We start from the raw sequence: 12,181 nt of genomic DNA, 5'->3' as shown, positions 1-12,181 counted from the left end.
CAAACAATTTGATAATAGCATGAATTTTCCTCCAACTCCTTGTTGTAACCAAAAGGTGAGCTAAAAAAGTCCACCACTAGCAGAATTTATGCCCCTTCTCTCAATTTATCTAAGACAGTTCGATCGACTAAAGTAGAAGTATTGCCTGTTGCTTCCTGCTCAGAAGCAAGACTACACAAGAACCATCGCATGATTTTGCTCGATCGAGTTTTCGGCATTCCCTCAGTAAATCGGATCTCTCATGGACGAGCGTGCAGCTACGCTGTGCCTTCGGCATCGCACTCAACTTTTAAACAAAATCCTAATGTTTTAAGCAACCGTAAAAAAGTATAAATTTCTTCTCCCCCATTGTGTTCAAATAGTTCTTCTATTTTGTTATACTCTCTGATTGCTTCTTCAGATAAATCATTAGCTTGTCTTTTTGCTGTTATAATATCCTTTAATGTGTGACGCAAAATTTGATCTGTTTTTGGATCATCTTCTAGTACAACTGTTAGATAATCTGCCGCCTCTTGTGAATCTTTAAGGGATTCAATCAAAGCGTATAACCAGTTATCACTGGGGGAAACTTGTACGGTTTTCATAGTCTTTTAGGTACTCCACTGCTTTTTCAATATCTTGATTTTGAGTGTCTTTATCGCCACCACATAATAGTAAAATTATCGTTTGTTCAATCTTACTAAAATATATTCTATAGCCTGAACCAAAATCGAGTGTTAGCTCAAATATTCCTTCTCTTACAAATTTATAGTCTCCTAAGTTTCCTAAACTCACTCTACGAAGTCTTTGCTGAATTCTCAGTCTTATTTTATTATCTCGTAATTTCTTTAGCCAATCATCAACAGGCACTTTGCCATTGCTTTTAGCATAACGACGAATTTCTATCACAGTCAATCTCCTTATTATAATCAAAAGGTGAGCTAAAAAGCCCACCAGTAGAAGAATTTATGCTCCTTCTCTTAATTTATCTAAGACAGTTCGATCGTCCAAAGTAGAAGTATCTCCCGTAATTTCCTGCCCAGACGCAAGGCTACGCAACAATCGGCGCATGATTTTGCCCGATCGAGTTTTGGGCATTCCTTCTGTAAATCTGATGTCCGCAGGACGCGCGATCGCACCGATTTCTTGAACTACATGGGCTTTAAGTTCATTTGCCAACTCATCGCTAGGAATAAAATCACCTTCGAGGGTGACAAAGGCACAAATATCTTCCCCCTTCACCTCGTCTGGTTTACCCACAACCGCCGCTTCCGCAACCGCAGGATGAGAGACAAGAGCAGATTCTACTTCCATTGTGCCTAAACGGTGTCCAGAAACGTTGATCACATCGTCAACGCGCCCCATTACCCAAAAATAGCCGTCTTCATCCCGTCTCGCACCATCTCCTGCAAAATACAAATACTGTCCATCTTTCGGTGAAATATGTTCCCAATAGGTGTTACGGAATCGATCGGGATCACCATATACTGTACGCATCATACCAGGCCAAGGATGTTTAATGACAAGATAACCCCCCTCATTATCCGCTACGGGATTGCCGTCTAAGTCCACAATATCAGCCATAATACCGGGGAAAGGATGAGTAGCCGAACCGGGTTTTGTGGGAGTTGCACCGGGTAAAGGCGTAATCATCACCCCTCCTGTTTCTGTTTGCCACCATGTATCGACGATCGGACATTTTTCCTTGCCTATCACCTTATGATACCACATCCAAGCCTCTGGGTTAATGGGTTCGCCCACTGTGCCTAAAAGTCTTAAAGATGATAAATCACGGGCGTTGGGATGATGTTCGCCCATTTTGATAAACGCACGAATGGCGGTAGGCGCAGTATAAAAAATATTTACGCCGTATTTCTCGATCACATCCCAAAAACAACCGAGATTAGAAGGACGGGGTACTCCCTCATACATAACAGTTGTCGCACCATTGGAAAGAGGGCCATAAACGATGTAACTATGGCCTGTAATCCAACCAACATCGGCAGTACACCAATAAACATCATCCTCACGAAGATCAAAAATCCATTTTGTCGTCATATGGGAGTAAAGATTATAACCCCCCGTAGTGTGGACTACTCCTTTCGGTTTACCAGTACTTCCACTGGTGTAGAGAATAAACAACATATCTTCGCTATCCATTGCTTCAGCTTCACAATGGGCGGATACTCCAGCTTGTAAGTCGTGCCACCAATGATCTCTACCTGCTTCCATCTGTATTTTTTCTTTAGTGCGTTGTACCACTAACACGTTTTCGACAGAAGGGGCTTGATTATCAGCAATGGCTAAGTCAACTTGTTCTTTTAAGGCTACTACCTTATCTTTACGGAAACCTCCATCCGCAGTGATAACTAATGTGGCTTCCGCTGCGTTAATTCTATCTCTCAGGGCTTCGGCACTAAAACCACCGAATACGACACTATGAACAGATCCAATTCTAGCACAGGCTAACATGGCGATGGCACTTTCGGGAATCATAGGCATATAGATTGCCACAACATCGCCTTTTTTCACCCCTAATTGCTTCATGACGTTAGCAAATTGACACACTTCTCGATGGAGTTGAGCATAGGTTAAAGTACGACTGTCACCGGGTTCGCCTTCCCAGATGATAGCGGCTTTGTTACGTCTCCAAGTCTTGAGATGTCGATCGAGACAGTTATAAGAAATATTTATCTTTCCGTTAGTAAACCATTTAGCAAAGGGAGGGTTACTCCAGTCTAAAACTTGCTCCCATTTTTGAAACCAGTGTAACTCTTTCTCTGCTAACTCTTCCCAGAAAGTGACGGGATTTTCGATCGAGCGTTGATAGAGTGCTTGATATTCTTGCCAACTTGTAATCTGTGCTTGTTGTGAGAAATGCTTAGGGGGGCTAAAAGTACGTTTTTCTTTTAAAATAGATTCGATCGTTGGTTGTGTCATAAATAAAATTTACTTATCATAAAAGGTGATCAAATTTACAACATAACCTATTTTGTCTCCCTAAACTATTAATTTTTGTAGCGTTTTTGAGACGGAATTTTCCTGAAGACTCCTATAGTCAATTCCTTTTTCATACCTAAGGTAAAACAGGCTTCTAGCCTGTGTAAGTTTCCTGCCAAAAAAAAGGATATTCTTCAGGGATATTAGCTAAATTTTCCTTCACGGGATTTTCTCGAATATATTGCCAAGTATTCAAAAATTCTTCTTCGTTTCTCATAATTCGATCGTACCTTTCTTCATGCCATACTATACCAGAATGATTCATCACTTTTGGGATTTGTTTAGCACTATAACTTTTAACGCTATGAAGAATACTACCAATAGACCAATATTCACCATTAGACTTAGGAAAAGGTTGCATTAACCAGTGAACATGATCAGGCATAATTACTATAGCAAAGGTATGGTATCTTCGATCGTGTTGATGACGACTTTCATCAAAAAATAAACAACAATTTAAAACAATTTGCCTAGCAGAAGGATTTAATTCTAAACGTTTATAAGTATTAAAAGTGATGAAATAAATTGAACCATCTAACTCCCAATGAGGTAACTTTCTTCTTGTAATTTTGAGAGAAGAATCACTAAAATTCATAAACTATAACCTCCGTAAAACAGCCTAGAAGGCTGTCTCTATCATCTTCTTTCACGGGCAAGATGCCCGTTTTACGTTACAGTTTTTGTGCTTTAATGTACCACAACTGCTTTTAGGGTTTCTCCACCTACCGCACCACCTGCTATTACTCCTGCATAAGGACAAACGGTTGCTAAATAGGCTGCTACAGGAGGAGCTACAGGTGCGATCGCAACATCTACGACATAACAAGTCGCAACTGCCCCAACACTTCCACCTACAAATGCTCCAAATCCATACCAAAAACCATCTGTCCAACTTTTTACGCTTGAGCCGACATCTGCAGATACGGGATTGATAAAAAGCCCAAAACTAATAAGTAAAGCGAGAAAGATTGATTTAAGGGAACGAACCATAATAATCTCCTAAAATTAATAATTTGTTTAATATTCTATCATATCAATCATACAGTAATAGTTACATAGACAACAATCGATCAGAAACCCTGTTCACGATACAATCACATAAAGAGAAATATTATATTAATTTTAAGGATCGATCGATGACTGAACAGAAAAACTATAAAGATACCGTAAATTTACCAAAAACAGGCTTTGACATGAGAGCCAATGCCGTTAAAAAAGAGCCAGAATTACAGGAATTTTGGGCAAAAGAGCAGGTTTACGAGAAATTAGGTCAAAACAATCCTAAAGACCTTTTTATCCTCCATGATGGACCTCCCTACGCCAATGGTAGCTTACACATGGGACACGCATTAAACAAAGTCCTCAAAGATATTATTAATAAATATAAATTATTACAAGGTCATAAAGTTCGCTATGTACCCGGTTGGGATTGTCACGGACTGCCGATCGAGCTTAAAGTATTACAAAGTTTAAAACAGAAAGAAAGAGAAGCCTTAACCCCCATTACCCTCCGTCATAAAGCCCGTGATTTCGCCCTCAAAGCCCAACAAGAACAAGCAGAAGGGTTTAAACGATATGGGATATGGGGAGACTGGGAAAACCCCTATTTAACCCTATTACCAGAATATGAAGCCGTCCAAATTGAAGTATTCGGCAAAATGGCATTAAACGGTTATATCTATCGTGGCTTAAAACCCGTGCATTGGAGTCCTAGCTCACAAACCGCCCTAGCCGAAGCTGAATTAGAATATCCTGAAGGGCATACCTCTCGCAGTATCTACGCTAGTTTTACTCTAAATAAGTTAGGGGAAAAGGCTCAATCTTTAGCGGAATTTATGCCTAATCTCTCTGTAGCAATCTGGACGACAACCCCTTGGACAATTCCCGGTAATCTCGCCGTTGCTGTCAATGGGCATTTAGATTATGCAGTAGTAGAAGTTACTTCTCCTGATGATAACTCCCCCCTTAGTAAGGGGGGTTGGGGGGGATCAAAATTCCTCATTGTTGCCAAAGATTTAGTAGAAAGTTTAAGCAATACTTTAGGTTGTCAGTTAACTATCAAAACCGTTGTCAAAGGTGCAGACTTAGAATTATCCACCTATAAGCATCCCTTGTTCGATCGAGAAAGTCCAGTGGTTATCGGCGGTGATTATATTACTACCGAATCTGGTACGGGATTAGTACATACTGCCCCCGGTCATGGTCAAGAAGACTATATTACTGGACAAAAATACCACTTGCCTATTTTATCACCAGTGGACGATCGAGGTAACTTTACCGAAGAAGCAGGAGAATTTCAGGGGTTAAACGTTTTAAAAGACGCAAATCAGGCAATTATTGACGCTTTAACCGTTAAGGGAAGTTTATTGAAGGAGGAAGCCTACGCTCATAAATACCCCTACGATTGGCGCACTAAAAAACCGACTATCTTCCGTGCTACAGAGCAATGGTTCGCCTCCGTTGACGGTTTCCGTGACTTGGCATTGAAGGCGATTAAAGATGTAACTTGGATTCCCTCTCAGGGTGAAAATCGTATTACTCCCATGGTGGGCGATCGAAGTGACTGGTGTATTTCTCGTCAACGCAGTTGGGGTTTACCGATTCCTGTGTTTTATGATGAAGCAACCAACGAACCTTTATTGAATGAGGAGACGATTAACCACGTTAAAGATATTATCAGGGAAAAAGGCTCAGATGCTTGGTGGGAATTATCTGTAGAGGAATTGTTGCCCGAAAGTTATCGCAACAACGGCAAAACCTACCGTAAAGGTATGGATACTATGGATGTATGGTTCGATTCTGGTTCATCTTGGGCGGCGGTTGCCAATCAACGGGAGGAGTTGAAATACCCTGTGGACTTGTATTTGGAAGGTTCAGATCAACATCGAGGATGGTTTCAGTCTAGCCTTTTAACCAGTGTAGCAGTAAACGGCATCGCTCCCTATAAAACTGTGTTAACTCATGGTTTCGTCTTGGATGAAAAGGGCATGAAAATGAGTAAATCGGTGGGAAATGTAGTTGATCCGAATCTCATCATCAACGGTGGCAAAAACCAGAAACAACAACCCCCCTACGGTGCAGATGTACTGCGTTTATGGGTGGCATCAACGGACTATTCTGGGGATGTGCGTATCGGTGATAATATCATCAAACAACTTGCTGACGTTTACCGTAAAATTCGCAATACGGCTCGATTTTTGTTAGGTAATTTAGATGATTTTGATCCGCAAAAAGATGCCGTTAGTTATGAAAATTTACCTGAATTAGATAAGTATATTCTCCACGAAACTCACTTAGTTTTTAGTGAAATTACCGAAGCCTTTGAGAGTTATCAATTTTTTAAATTCTTCCAAAAAGTACAAAATTTCTGCGTAGTTGATTTATCTAATTTTTACCTAGATATTGCTAAGGATAGACTCTATATTTCTGATCCTAATTCCCCTCGTCGTCGCAGTTGTCAAACTGTCATGGCAATCATTCTCGAAAATTTAGCCCGTTCGATCGCACCTGTCTTATGTCACATGGCGGAGGATATTTGGCAGAATTTACCCTATGAAAAGCCTTATAATTCGGTATTTGAAGCAGGTTGGGTTAAATTAGAACCTGAGTGGGTACAAAACCCTGATTTACTATCAAAATGGGGGCAATTACGCAACATTCGTACAGGGGTGAATAAGGTTTTAGATGATGCTCGTAATCAGAAGTCGATCGGTTCGTCTTTAGAAGCGAAAGTATTAATTTATGATACTGAAGGTAAGCTATCGGAAACTCTGACTAATTTTAATCCGACTAATGCTTTAAATGAAGGTAACAGAGTTGATGAGTTACGTTATCTATTGCTAGTCTCTCAAGTGGAGTTAGTTAGTGAGGAATCTAGGTTGAATGATGGTCAATATCAAGGAGAAATTCAGCTTAATGATACCACTTTGAAGGTAGCAGTTTTAAACGCCGATGGGCATAAGTGCGATCGATGCTGGAATTACTCTACCACAGTGGGTACTTTTAGCGATGAACCTTTGATCTGTGACAGGTGTAAAGAAGCCTTAACGGGTAATTTCTAAGTCAATAGGGTGGGAATTTCTCACCCTTTATAATCCAAAATTTAATATGACTGGTATTCAGAAAAAAATAGTAAAAGATTCTCGTGAAAATCTATTCGCAAAACATATTGATGGTACTTCACAAGTAAAAAGATTACTCAAAAAAGAAGGTAAAGCCCATGTTTTTAATGATTTAGAAACAATGGAGAGAGTGATAGAAGCTATCATAGAAAAAGGTGAAAAAACAGGCATTGAGGATCATAATGATTATTATGAAAGATATGGACTTTATTTTTCTCAACCCATAGGCTATCAAATTAGAAATGATGGTACAAAAATTCCTCTTTATTATGCTGAAATAAAAATTATTAAAGGAACAAATATTTATCATGTTATCCCAAGAACAAAACCCCGCAATATTAAATAATAATTGGCAATTTGTGGAATTATGGATTGATACAATTATTTTTCCTCCTCGAATTTTAATGTTGATAGGAGATAATGAGGGAATATATCAAGTTTATGATCCTGCACAACAGTATAAATCAATATTTTCTAGTAATAATTATGATGATGTTAATTCATGGTTATTAGAGGATGAATATGAAAGAGTTGATGGTAAAATTGTAGCTAATGAGTTTATGTAATTAAAAATGTCAAATTTAGAAAAAGGCTTATTTGCTTTTGAAGAAAAAAACTATCAAGAAACTCTTACTTTATTAAAACCATTGGCAGAAGAAGGAAATCCAGAAGCACAATGTATTTTAGGTAATATTTATCATTTAGGTTTAGGAGTAAATCATAATATTCAAGAAGCAATTAAATGGTATCAAAAATCTGCAAAACAAGGTTATTTAATAGCTGAAAATAATTTGAAAACAATTTACTTAATGGAGGAAATAGACACAGAAGTTTTAGTAAGTAATTTCTAATTTAATTGGTGAGGATGGAGATTTAAACTATGAAAATTAACTATTATTCTGATACCGATTCTTTATATATTCATTTATCGGATAAACCAAGTATTGACAGTCAGGAAATTTCGGAAAGAGTTGTACTTGACTATGATGAGAAGGGCAACTTAGTAGGTATTGACATTGATAATGCTAGTAAAAAAGTTCAACTGAATGAATTAATTTTAAATCAATTACCTTCTAATATTATGAAAGTTCCTGCTTAAATAAAAAAATAGAATTTATGAAATGTGATTTTTGTGGTTCAGAAAAGGCTAAAATTCGCTATATTTCTCGAAGTTATGGAAATGATGAAGAACTTTTTATCGTTGAAAATATACCTTTAATAAGTTGTCCAGATTGTGGTGAAAGCTATTTTACTGCTGAAACTATGAGAAAAATTGAAGCTATTAAACAACAGAAAAACTCGATCGCAATTACTAGAAATATACCAGTAGCTAAATTTGCATCCTAATTAACACGTTATTTAAAGAGAGAAATATGAATAAAATCAGTGTCAACAGTTGGAAATTTTTACTCATATTAGTTAAGACAGAGGACTTTAACAGTTACGATAGTAAGTCATGCGTGTGGTCGTGCAGCACCACTTTGCGATCGATGTAAGGAAGCCTTAACGAGTAATTTCTAAGTCAATGGGGTGGGATTTTCTCACCCTTTATCATCAAAAAATTAATAAAAATTAAGCATGAATAAAAAAGATTACGAAGATTTCATTGATAACGTATTAATGCCTCAATTAACAAGAGAAACTGCTAAAAAATTACAAGAATCTCAATTAGATTTACGACAATGTAAATGGGCAGAAGGAGAATCAAATATCGATACAGATTTTTCTAAATTAGCAGGAGAAAAAGCAAAAGAGTCTTTTCAGAAAATGATTAAGTTAAATCCCATATTTAATCAAAAAATAAATATTGAAATTAGTAATCCTGATATAAAAATCAACTTTAAATTATCTGAATATCAAACTTCTATAAAAAGAAAAATCGAGCTAAAAAGTGGTTATACGGTGAAAGAAAATGATGTGATTATACTAGGTTCAACTATTGGGAAATTAGATATAAATATATGGTTAATTTTTGTTTTAAGAAAAAATAATAATGAAGATTTTGAAGTTAGATATGGAAGATATTATAAAGGAATAAAAGTAACAGAAAATGAGCTATTTCAAGATAGAACACCTAGACCAAAAATATCATTTAATGAATATCAAACCGTTGAGGAGTTACCAGATACTCAACTGATGGAAAAAGATGAAGCATGGATTAATAAATATGCAGAATCTGCTGTTTATAGAATCATAAATGAAAGTAAATCATCAAAAAATTATTCTTGGCAAGATGATTTAGTAATTGAAATTTTGAGAATTGTTCTAAAAAACGATGATATTTTGCGAAAAGTTCTTCTTAGTTTAAATATAGATAAAAATACCCTAATAGAAAGAATTAAACATCTTTAAAAAATACTAGATATTTTTTGTGTTAAATGAACTGATTGATCATAATTAAACAAATTATCCCAAATAGATTCTAATTTCATAGCAATATGATAACTCAATAAAGGAGGTACTGCATTGCCAATTAATTTATAAGCCTTACTAGCAGAAATTGGAGAATTAGTCGGGGAAATTTTACTATCTCTTACAAACTCATAATCATCAGGAAAAGTTTGAATTCTTGCACATTCTCTCACTGTTAAACGTCTCATTTTTTTTCCACAATTTAACTCATCCTGATAACGTCCTCCTAATTCCAAAGATAGTCTCCTAAATTCTATATTACCATGATGTTCAGCTCTAATTGTCGGGCTTAATCCATCTAAATTTACCTCTATTTGTCCTTGAGTTTTACCGTAAAATTTAGCTTTAGAATATCTTATTTGAGCTTGATCTTTTTTTTCTTCTTCTGGTTCTAAAAGTCCATATAAAGCCGATCTTACTGTAGAATAAGTTTTTAATAAATTATTATGTATAATACTATTTGGTGCATTAAAATGAGTTATTTCTGGAAAAGGATTAATTAAATATTTTATATTAGGAAATTGTAACCATTTTTGATTTAAATATCGTTTATTAATACCGATAAAAAATAATCTTTCTCTAGTTTGGGGGATACCATAATCGGGAGCGTAAAGTAGTTGTGAAAAAACTAAATAACCATGATTGTTAATAGATTTAAAATCTGATTCTATTTTATCTTTAACTGTGGATAAAGAATTTAAACCCTTAACGTTTTCTGCAATAAAGATTTTAGGTTGAGTAATTTCAATAACTTTTTTCATCCAATAATAAAGCATTCCTCTATTTTTAAGATTATCTTGAGTTTTTTCCTCTAAATAATTACCATCATGATTTTTATGAGAATTTAAGCCTTTTCTTTTTCCTGAAACACTAAAATCTTGACAAGGAAAACCACCTGTTAATATATCTATATTTTTCGGAAATTCAAATTCTTCTCTTTCATATTGCTCCACTAAATTAACAATACTTTCTAAGTGAAAAATATCTTTTTTAAAGTAAGATAACCAAGCATTTTTTGCACTAATTTCAATATCATTAGCAAATACTGTTTGAAAAGAAGTTTTAGCTAATTTGACTAAGTTTTTATTTCGATCGACAATCCAATTAGGGTGTATTTTTTCATTAATAAAGTCTTGATGAATCCAAAAATTTCCTTCCATACCTAAATCCATTCCACCGCAACCAGAAAATAAAGATAAAATTCTTTTTTTGGAACTCATATTCAATTTGACTAAATAAACTTTGCTAATTATAATAGCTAACTGGTTAGCAAAAGTCAATCAGACAGAATGAATATAAGAGAGTTAAGGAAAAAACAAGGATTAAAAACTGTGGAAGTAGCTAGTGTTGTCGGTGTTGCAGAGTCCACTGTTAGAAATTGGGAATATGGCAAAACTATACCAAAATTACGCCTTGATCAAATCAAGAAATTACTTGACTTATATAAGTGTGATTTCAATGATTTATATTCTGCTATTTTTAAGCAATAAATGCTGGAACTATTTTACCACAGTGGGTACTTTTAACGATGAACCTTTGATCTGCGATCGATGTAAAAAAGTTTTAACAGGTAATTATTAATTGATAAATTTCTTGGAGATTTATAACTCTATTTCTTCTTTAAAATTAACAATTTACCCAAAATTAATTTATGAAAGATGATAAAAGTCACGTCATAACTTATTTTTTGTCTTCCATGCTTGAATACCAATTAAAACTAACGCAACAATCAGGGGAATGAAAAAATAAACGATGCGATAGGCGATTAATCCTCCTAACATATCGGAAGGGGAAACAGATTGAGGACGCAGATATAACATTACAGTTTCAAATACTCCCAACCCACCGGGTACATTGCTGATTAAACCTGCGGTTAAGGCTATGATATAAATACCGAAAAAGCCGATATAAGTCATGGAATTACTTACAGGTAATAATAAATAGAGTACTCCTGCGGCTAATCCCCAATCTAAACCTGCGACTACAATTGTACCGATCGAAATAATAGGTTTTGGGAAAGTAATTTCTTCTTCTTTCAACTTAATGGAATGTTTAAGGGTGACACTGAGGATAAAATAGATTAAGACGAGGGAAAGAAAAATATACCCTAGGGGATGGATAGAGTCAAAAGGTAGTTTAAGAGTACTAGGTAAAGTTAAAGGATCAACTAATGATACTACGCCACTGATACTTAATAATCCTAACCAGAAAGTAAGATGAGTGAAGATAATTAATTCAGCGATTTTGACTTGAGAAACTCCTGCTAAACCGTAATAATGATAACGGATTGCTGTACCAGAAAGGACACTAAAACCAACGGTATTACCAATGGCATAACTGATAAAAGCAGTAAAAGCGACTTTGAGGGGGGAGAGTTTTTGTCGAATATGGGCAAATCCCAGTAAATCATACCCTGTCATTAATCCATAGCCTAAAATTGTCATGGCGAGGGCGGTTAGTTTGTGCCAATGGGGAATACTTTTAAGATATAGCCACACTGACTCTATACTATCTTTTTTCAGTTCCGATACGATCGCCATGATGGAGAAAGAAAATAAGATGAGAATGAATAAAATGGGTATCCCTTGACGAATATATTTGATAAGTGACTTAGTTTGCATTGGCAATATTTTTATCTTTAGTTTGAAGTGGCTGTTGGGAAGTTGGGA

General features: G+C 35.8%; 16 protein-coding genes. 8 read left to right on the top strand and 8 right to left on the bottom strand.

What is annotated here, in order from left to right; genetic code table 11:
* Positions 1-86 precede the first annotated feature (86 nt).
* The 6 genes from SYN6308_RS25705 to SYN6308_RS00720 all read right to left on the bottom strand — a co-directional run bounded on the left by SYN6308_RS25705 (position 87) and on the right by SYN6308_RS00720 (position 3,969).
* Entirely contained in the window at positions 87-218 is a 132-nt protein-coding gene (locus SYN6308_RS25705) for a hypothetical protein (RefSeq protein WP_272943048.1), read from the bottom strand.
* A gap of 39 nt (positions 219-257) precedes the next feature.
* The gene (locus SYN6308_RS00740; protein ID WP_017292510.1) at positions 258-584 is read right to left on the bottom strand and encodes a helix-turn-helix domain-containing transcriptional regulator; all 327 of its coding nucleotides are present in this window, start codon (positions 582-584) and stop codon (positions 258-260) included.
* The gene (locus tag SYN6308_RS00735) at positions 556-888 is read right to left on the bottom strand and encodes a type II toxin-antitoxin system RelE/ParE family toxin (protein WP_017292509.1); all 333 of its coding nucleotides are present in this window, start codon (positions 886-888) and stop codon (positions 556-558) included. The genes SYN6308_RS00740 and SYN6308_RS00735 overlap by 29 nt, the downstream gene beginning before the upstream one ends.
* Positions 889-945: 57 nt before the next feature.
* Complete coding sequence (gene acs, locus SYN6308_RS00730; RefSeq protein WP_017292508.1) at positions 946-2,919, bottom strand: acetate--CoA ligase; 1,974 nt, start codon at positions 2,917-2,919, stop codon at positions 946-948.
* A gap of 154 nt (positions 2,920-3,073) precedes the next feature.
* The gene (locus SYN6308_RS00725; protein ID WP_017292507.1) at positions 3,074-3,574 is read right to left on the bottom strand and encodes an REP-associated tyrosine transposase; all 501 of its coding nucleotides are present in this window, start codon (positions 3,572-3,574) and stop codon (positions 3,074-3,076) included.
* A gap of 92 nt (positions 3,575-3,666) precedes the next feature.
* A complete protein-coding gene (locus SYN6308_RS00720; protein WP_017292506.1) occupies positions 3,667-3,969 on the bottom strand; it encodes a hypothetical protein in 303 nt (100 codons plus the stop codon).
* Between the two features lie 146 nt (positions 3,970-4,115).
* Here SYN6308_RS00720 and ileS point away from each other — a divergent pair, with 146 nt between their 5' ends.
* The 7 genes from ileS to SYN6308_RS00685 all read left to right on the top strand — a co-directional run bounded on the left by ileS (position 4,116) and on the right by SYN6308_RS00685 (position 9,452).
* Positions 4,116-7,040 carry an isoleucine--tRNA ligase gene (gene ileS, locus SYN6308_RS00715; RefSeq protein ID WP_017292505.1) on the top strand — a complete coding sequence of 975 codons (2,925 nt, stop codon included), beginning with the start codon at positions 4,116-4,118 and terminating at the stop codon, positions 7,038-7,040.
* A 46-nt stretch (positions 7,041-7,086) separates the two neighbouring features.
* A complete protein-coding gene (locus SYN6308_RS00710) occupies positions 7,087-7,446 on the top strand; it encodes a DUF6972 family protein (protein ID WP_017292504.1) in 360 nt (119 codons plus the stop codon).
* Positions 7,409-7,666 (top strand): hypothetical protein, encoded by a 258-nt coding sequence (locus SYN6308_RS00705; RefSeq protein ID WP_017292503.1) that lies wholly within the window; start codon positions 7,409-7,411, stop codon positions 7,664-7,666. Before SYN6308_RS00710 ends, SYN6308_RS00705 begins: the two co-directional genes overlap by 38 nt.
* Positions 7,667-7,672: 6 nt before the next feature.
* The gene (locus SYN6308_RS00700) at positions 7,673-7,951 is read left to right on the top strand and encodes a tetratricopeptide repeat protein (protein WP_017292502.1); all 279 of its coding nucleotides are present in this window, start codon (positions 7,673-7,675) and stop codon (positions 7,949-7,951) included.
* A gap of 29 nt (positions 7,952-7,980) precedes the next feature.
* Complete coding sequence (locus SYN6308_RS00695) at positions 7,981-8,199, top strand: DUF2283 domain-containing protein (protein WP_017292501.1); 219 nt, start codon at positions 7,981-7,983, stop codon at positions 8,197-8,199.
* A gap of 17 nt (positions 8,200-8,216) precedes the next feature.
* On the top strand, positions 8,217-8,447 hold the full coding sequence (locus tag SYN6308_RS00690; RefSeq protein ID WP_017292500.1) for a type II toxin-antitoxin system MqsA family antitoxin: 231 nt from the start codon (positions 8,217-8,219) through the stop codon (positions 8,445-8,447).
* 231 nt (positions 8,448-8,678) lie between these two features.
* Entirely contained in the window at positions 8,679-9,452 is a 774-nt protein-coding gene (locus SYN6308_RS00685) for a hypothetical protein (RefSeq protein WP_017292499.1), read from the top strand.
* Here SYN6308_RS00685 and SYN6308_RS00680 read toward each other — a convergent pair.
* A complete protein-coding gene (locus SYN6308_RS00680; RefSeq protein WP_017292498.1) occupies positions 9,449-10,732 on the bottom strand; it encodes a DNA cytosine methyltransferase in 1,284 nt (427 codons plus the stop codon). The two genes, SYN6308_RS00685 and SYN6308_RS00680, sit on opposite strands and share 4 nt — an antisense overlap.
* A 69-nt stretch (positions 10,733-10,801) precedes the next feature.
* On the opposite strand from SYN6308_RS00680, the gene SYN6308_RS00675 reads away from it, so the two are divergent.
* The gene (locus tag SYN6308_RS00675) at positions 10,802-11,002 is read left to right on the top strand and encodes a helix-turn-helix transcriptional regulator (protein ID WP_017292497.1); all 201 of its coding nucleotides are present in this window, start codon (positions 10,802-10,804) and stop codon (positions 11,000-11,002) included.
* Between the two features lie 183 nt (positions 11,003-11,185).
* Here the strand turns inward: SYN6308_RS00675 and SYN6308_RS00670 are convergent, their stop codons facing one another.
* The gene (locus SYN6308_RS00670) at positions 11,186-12,133 is read right to left on the bottom strand and encodes a UPF0104 family protein (RefSeq protein WP_017292496.1); all 948 of its coding nucleotides are present in this window, start codon (positions 12,131-12,133) and stop codon (positions 11,186-11,188) included.
* Positions 12,134-12,181: the final 48 nt, after the last annotated feature.

The organism is Geminocystis herdmanii PCC 6308 (genome assembly GCF_000332235.1).
Taxonomy (GTDB): Bacteria; Cyanobacteriota; Cyanobacteriia; order Cyanobacteriales; family Cyanobacteriaceae; genus Geminocystis; species Geminocystis herdmanii.
This window is presented reverse-complemented; position numbering and strand designations above follow the sequence as displayed.

What these genes read in the sequence shown, in the direction of transcription:
- SYN6308_RS25705 (WP_272943048.1), bottom strand. Translation starts at nt 218, where the DNA reads ATGCCGAAAACTCGATCGAGCAAAATCATGCGATGGTTCTTGTGTAGT.
- SYN6308_RS00740 (WP_017292510.1), bottom strand. Translation starts at nt 584, where the DNA reads ATGAAAACCGTACAAGTTTCCCCCAGTGATAACTGGTTATACGCTTTG.
- acs (WP_017292508.1), bottom strand. Translation starts at nt 2,919, where the DNA reads ATGACACAACCAACGATCGAATCTATTTTAAAAGAAAAACGTACTTTT.
- SYN6308_RS00725 (WP_017292507.1), bottom strand. Translation starts at nt 3,574, where the DNA reads ATGAATTTTAGTGATTCTTCTCTCAAAATTACAAGAAGAAAGTTACCT.
- SYN6308_RS00720 (WP_017292506.1), bottom strand. Translation starts at nt 3,969, where the DNA reads ATGGTTCGTTCCCTTAAATCAATCTTTCTCGCTTTACTTATTAGTTTT.
- ileS (WP_017292505.1), top strand. Translation starts at nt 4,116, where the DNA reads ATGACTGAACAGAAAAACTATAAAGATACCGTAAATTTACCAAAAACA.
- SYN6308_RS00710 (WP_017292504.1), top strand. Translation starts at nt 7,087, where the DNA reads ATGACTGGTATTCAGAAAAAAATAGTAAAAGATTCTCGTGAAAATCTA.
- SYN6308_RS00705 (WP_017292503.1), top strand. Translation starts at nt 7,409, where the DNA reads ATGTTATCCCAAGAACAAAACCCCGCAATATTAAATAATAATTGGCAA.
- SYN6308_RS00700 (WP_017292502.1), top strand. Translation starts at nt 7,673, where the DNA reads ATGTCAAATTTAGAAAAAGGCTTATTTGCTTTTGAAGAAAAAAACTAT.
- SYN6308_RS00695 (WP_017292501.1), top strand. Translation starts at nt 7,981, where the DNA reads ATGAAAATTAACTATTATTCTGATACCGATTCTTTATATATTCATTTA.
- SYN6308_RS00690 (WP_017292500.1), top strand. Translation starts at nt 8,217, where the DNA reads ATGAAATGTGATTTTTGTGGTTCAGAAAAGGCTAAAATTCGCTATATT.
- SYN6308_RS00685 (WP_017292499.1), top strand. Translation starts at nt 8,679, where the DNA reads ATGAATAAAAAAGATTACGAAGATTTCATTGATAACGTATTAATGCCT.
- SYN6308_RS00680 (WP_017292498.1), bottom strand. Translation starts at nt 10,732, where the DNA reads ATGAGTTCCAAAAAAAGAATTTTATCTTTATTTTCTGGTTGCGGTGGA.
- SYN6308_RS00675 (WP_017292497.1), top strand. Translation starts at nt 10,802, where the DNA reads ATGAATATAAGAGAGTTAAGGAAAAAACAAGGATTAAAAACTGTGGAA.
- SYN6308_RS00670 (WP_017292496.1), bottom strand. Translation starts at nt 12,133, where the DNA reads ATGCAAACTAAGTCACTTATCAAATATATTCGTCAAGGGATACCCATT.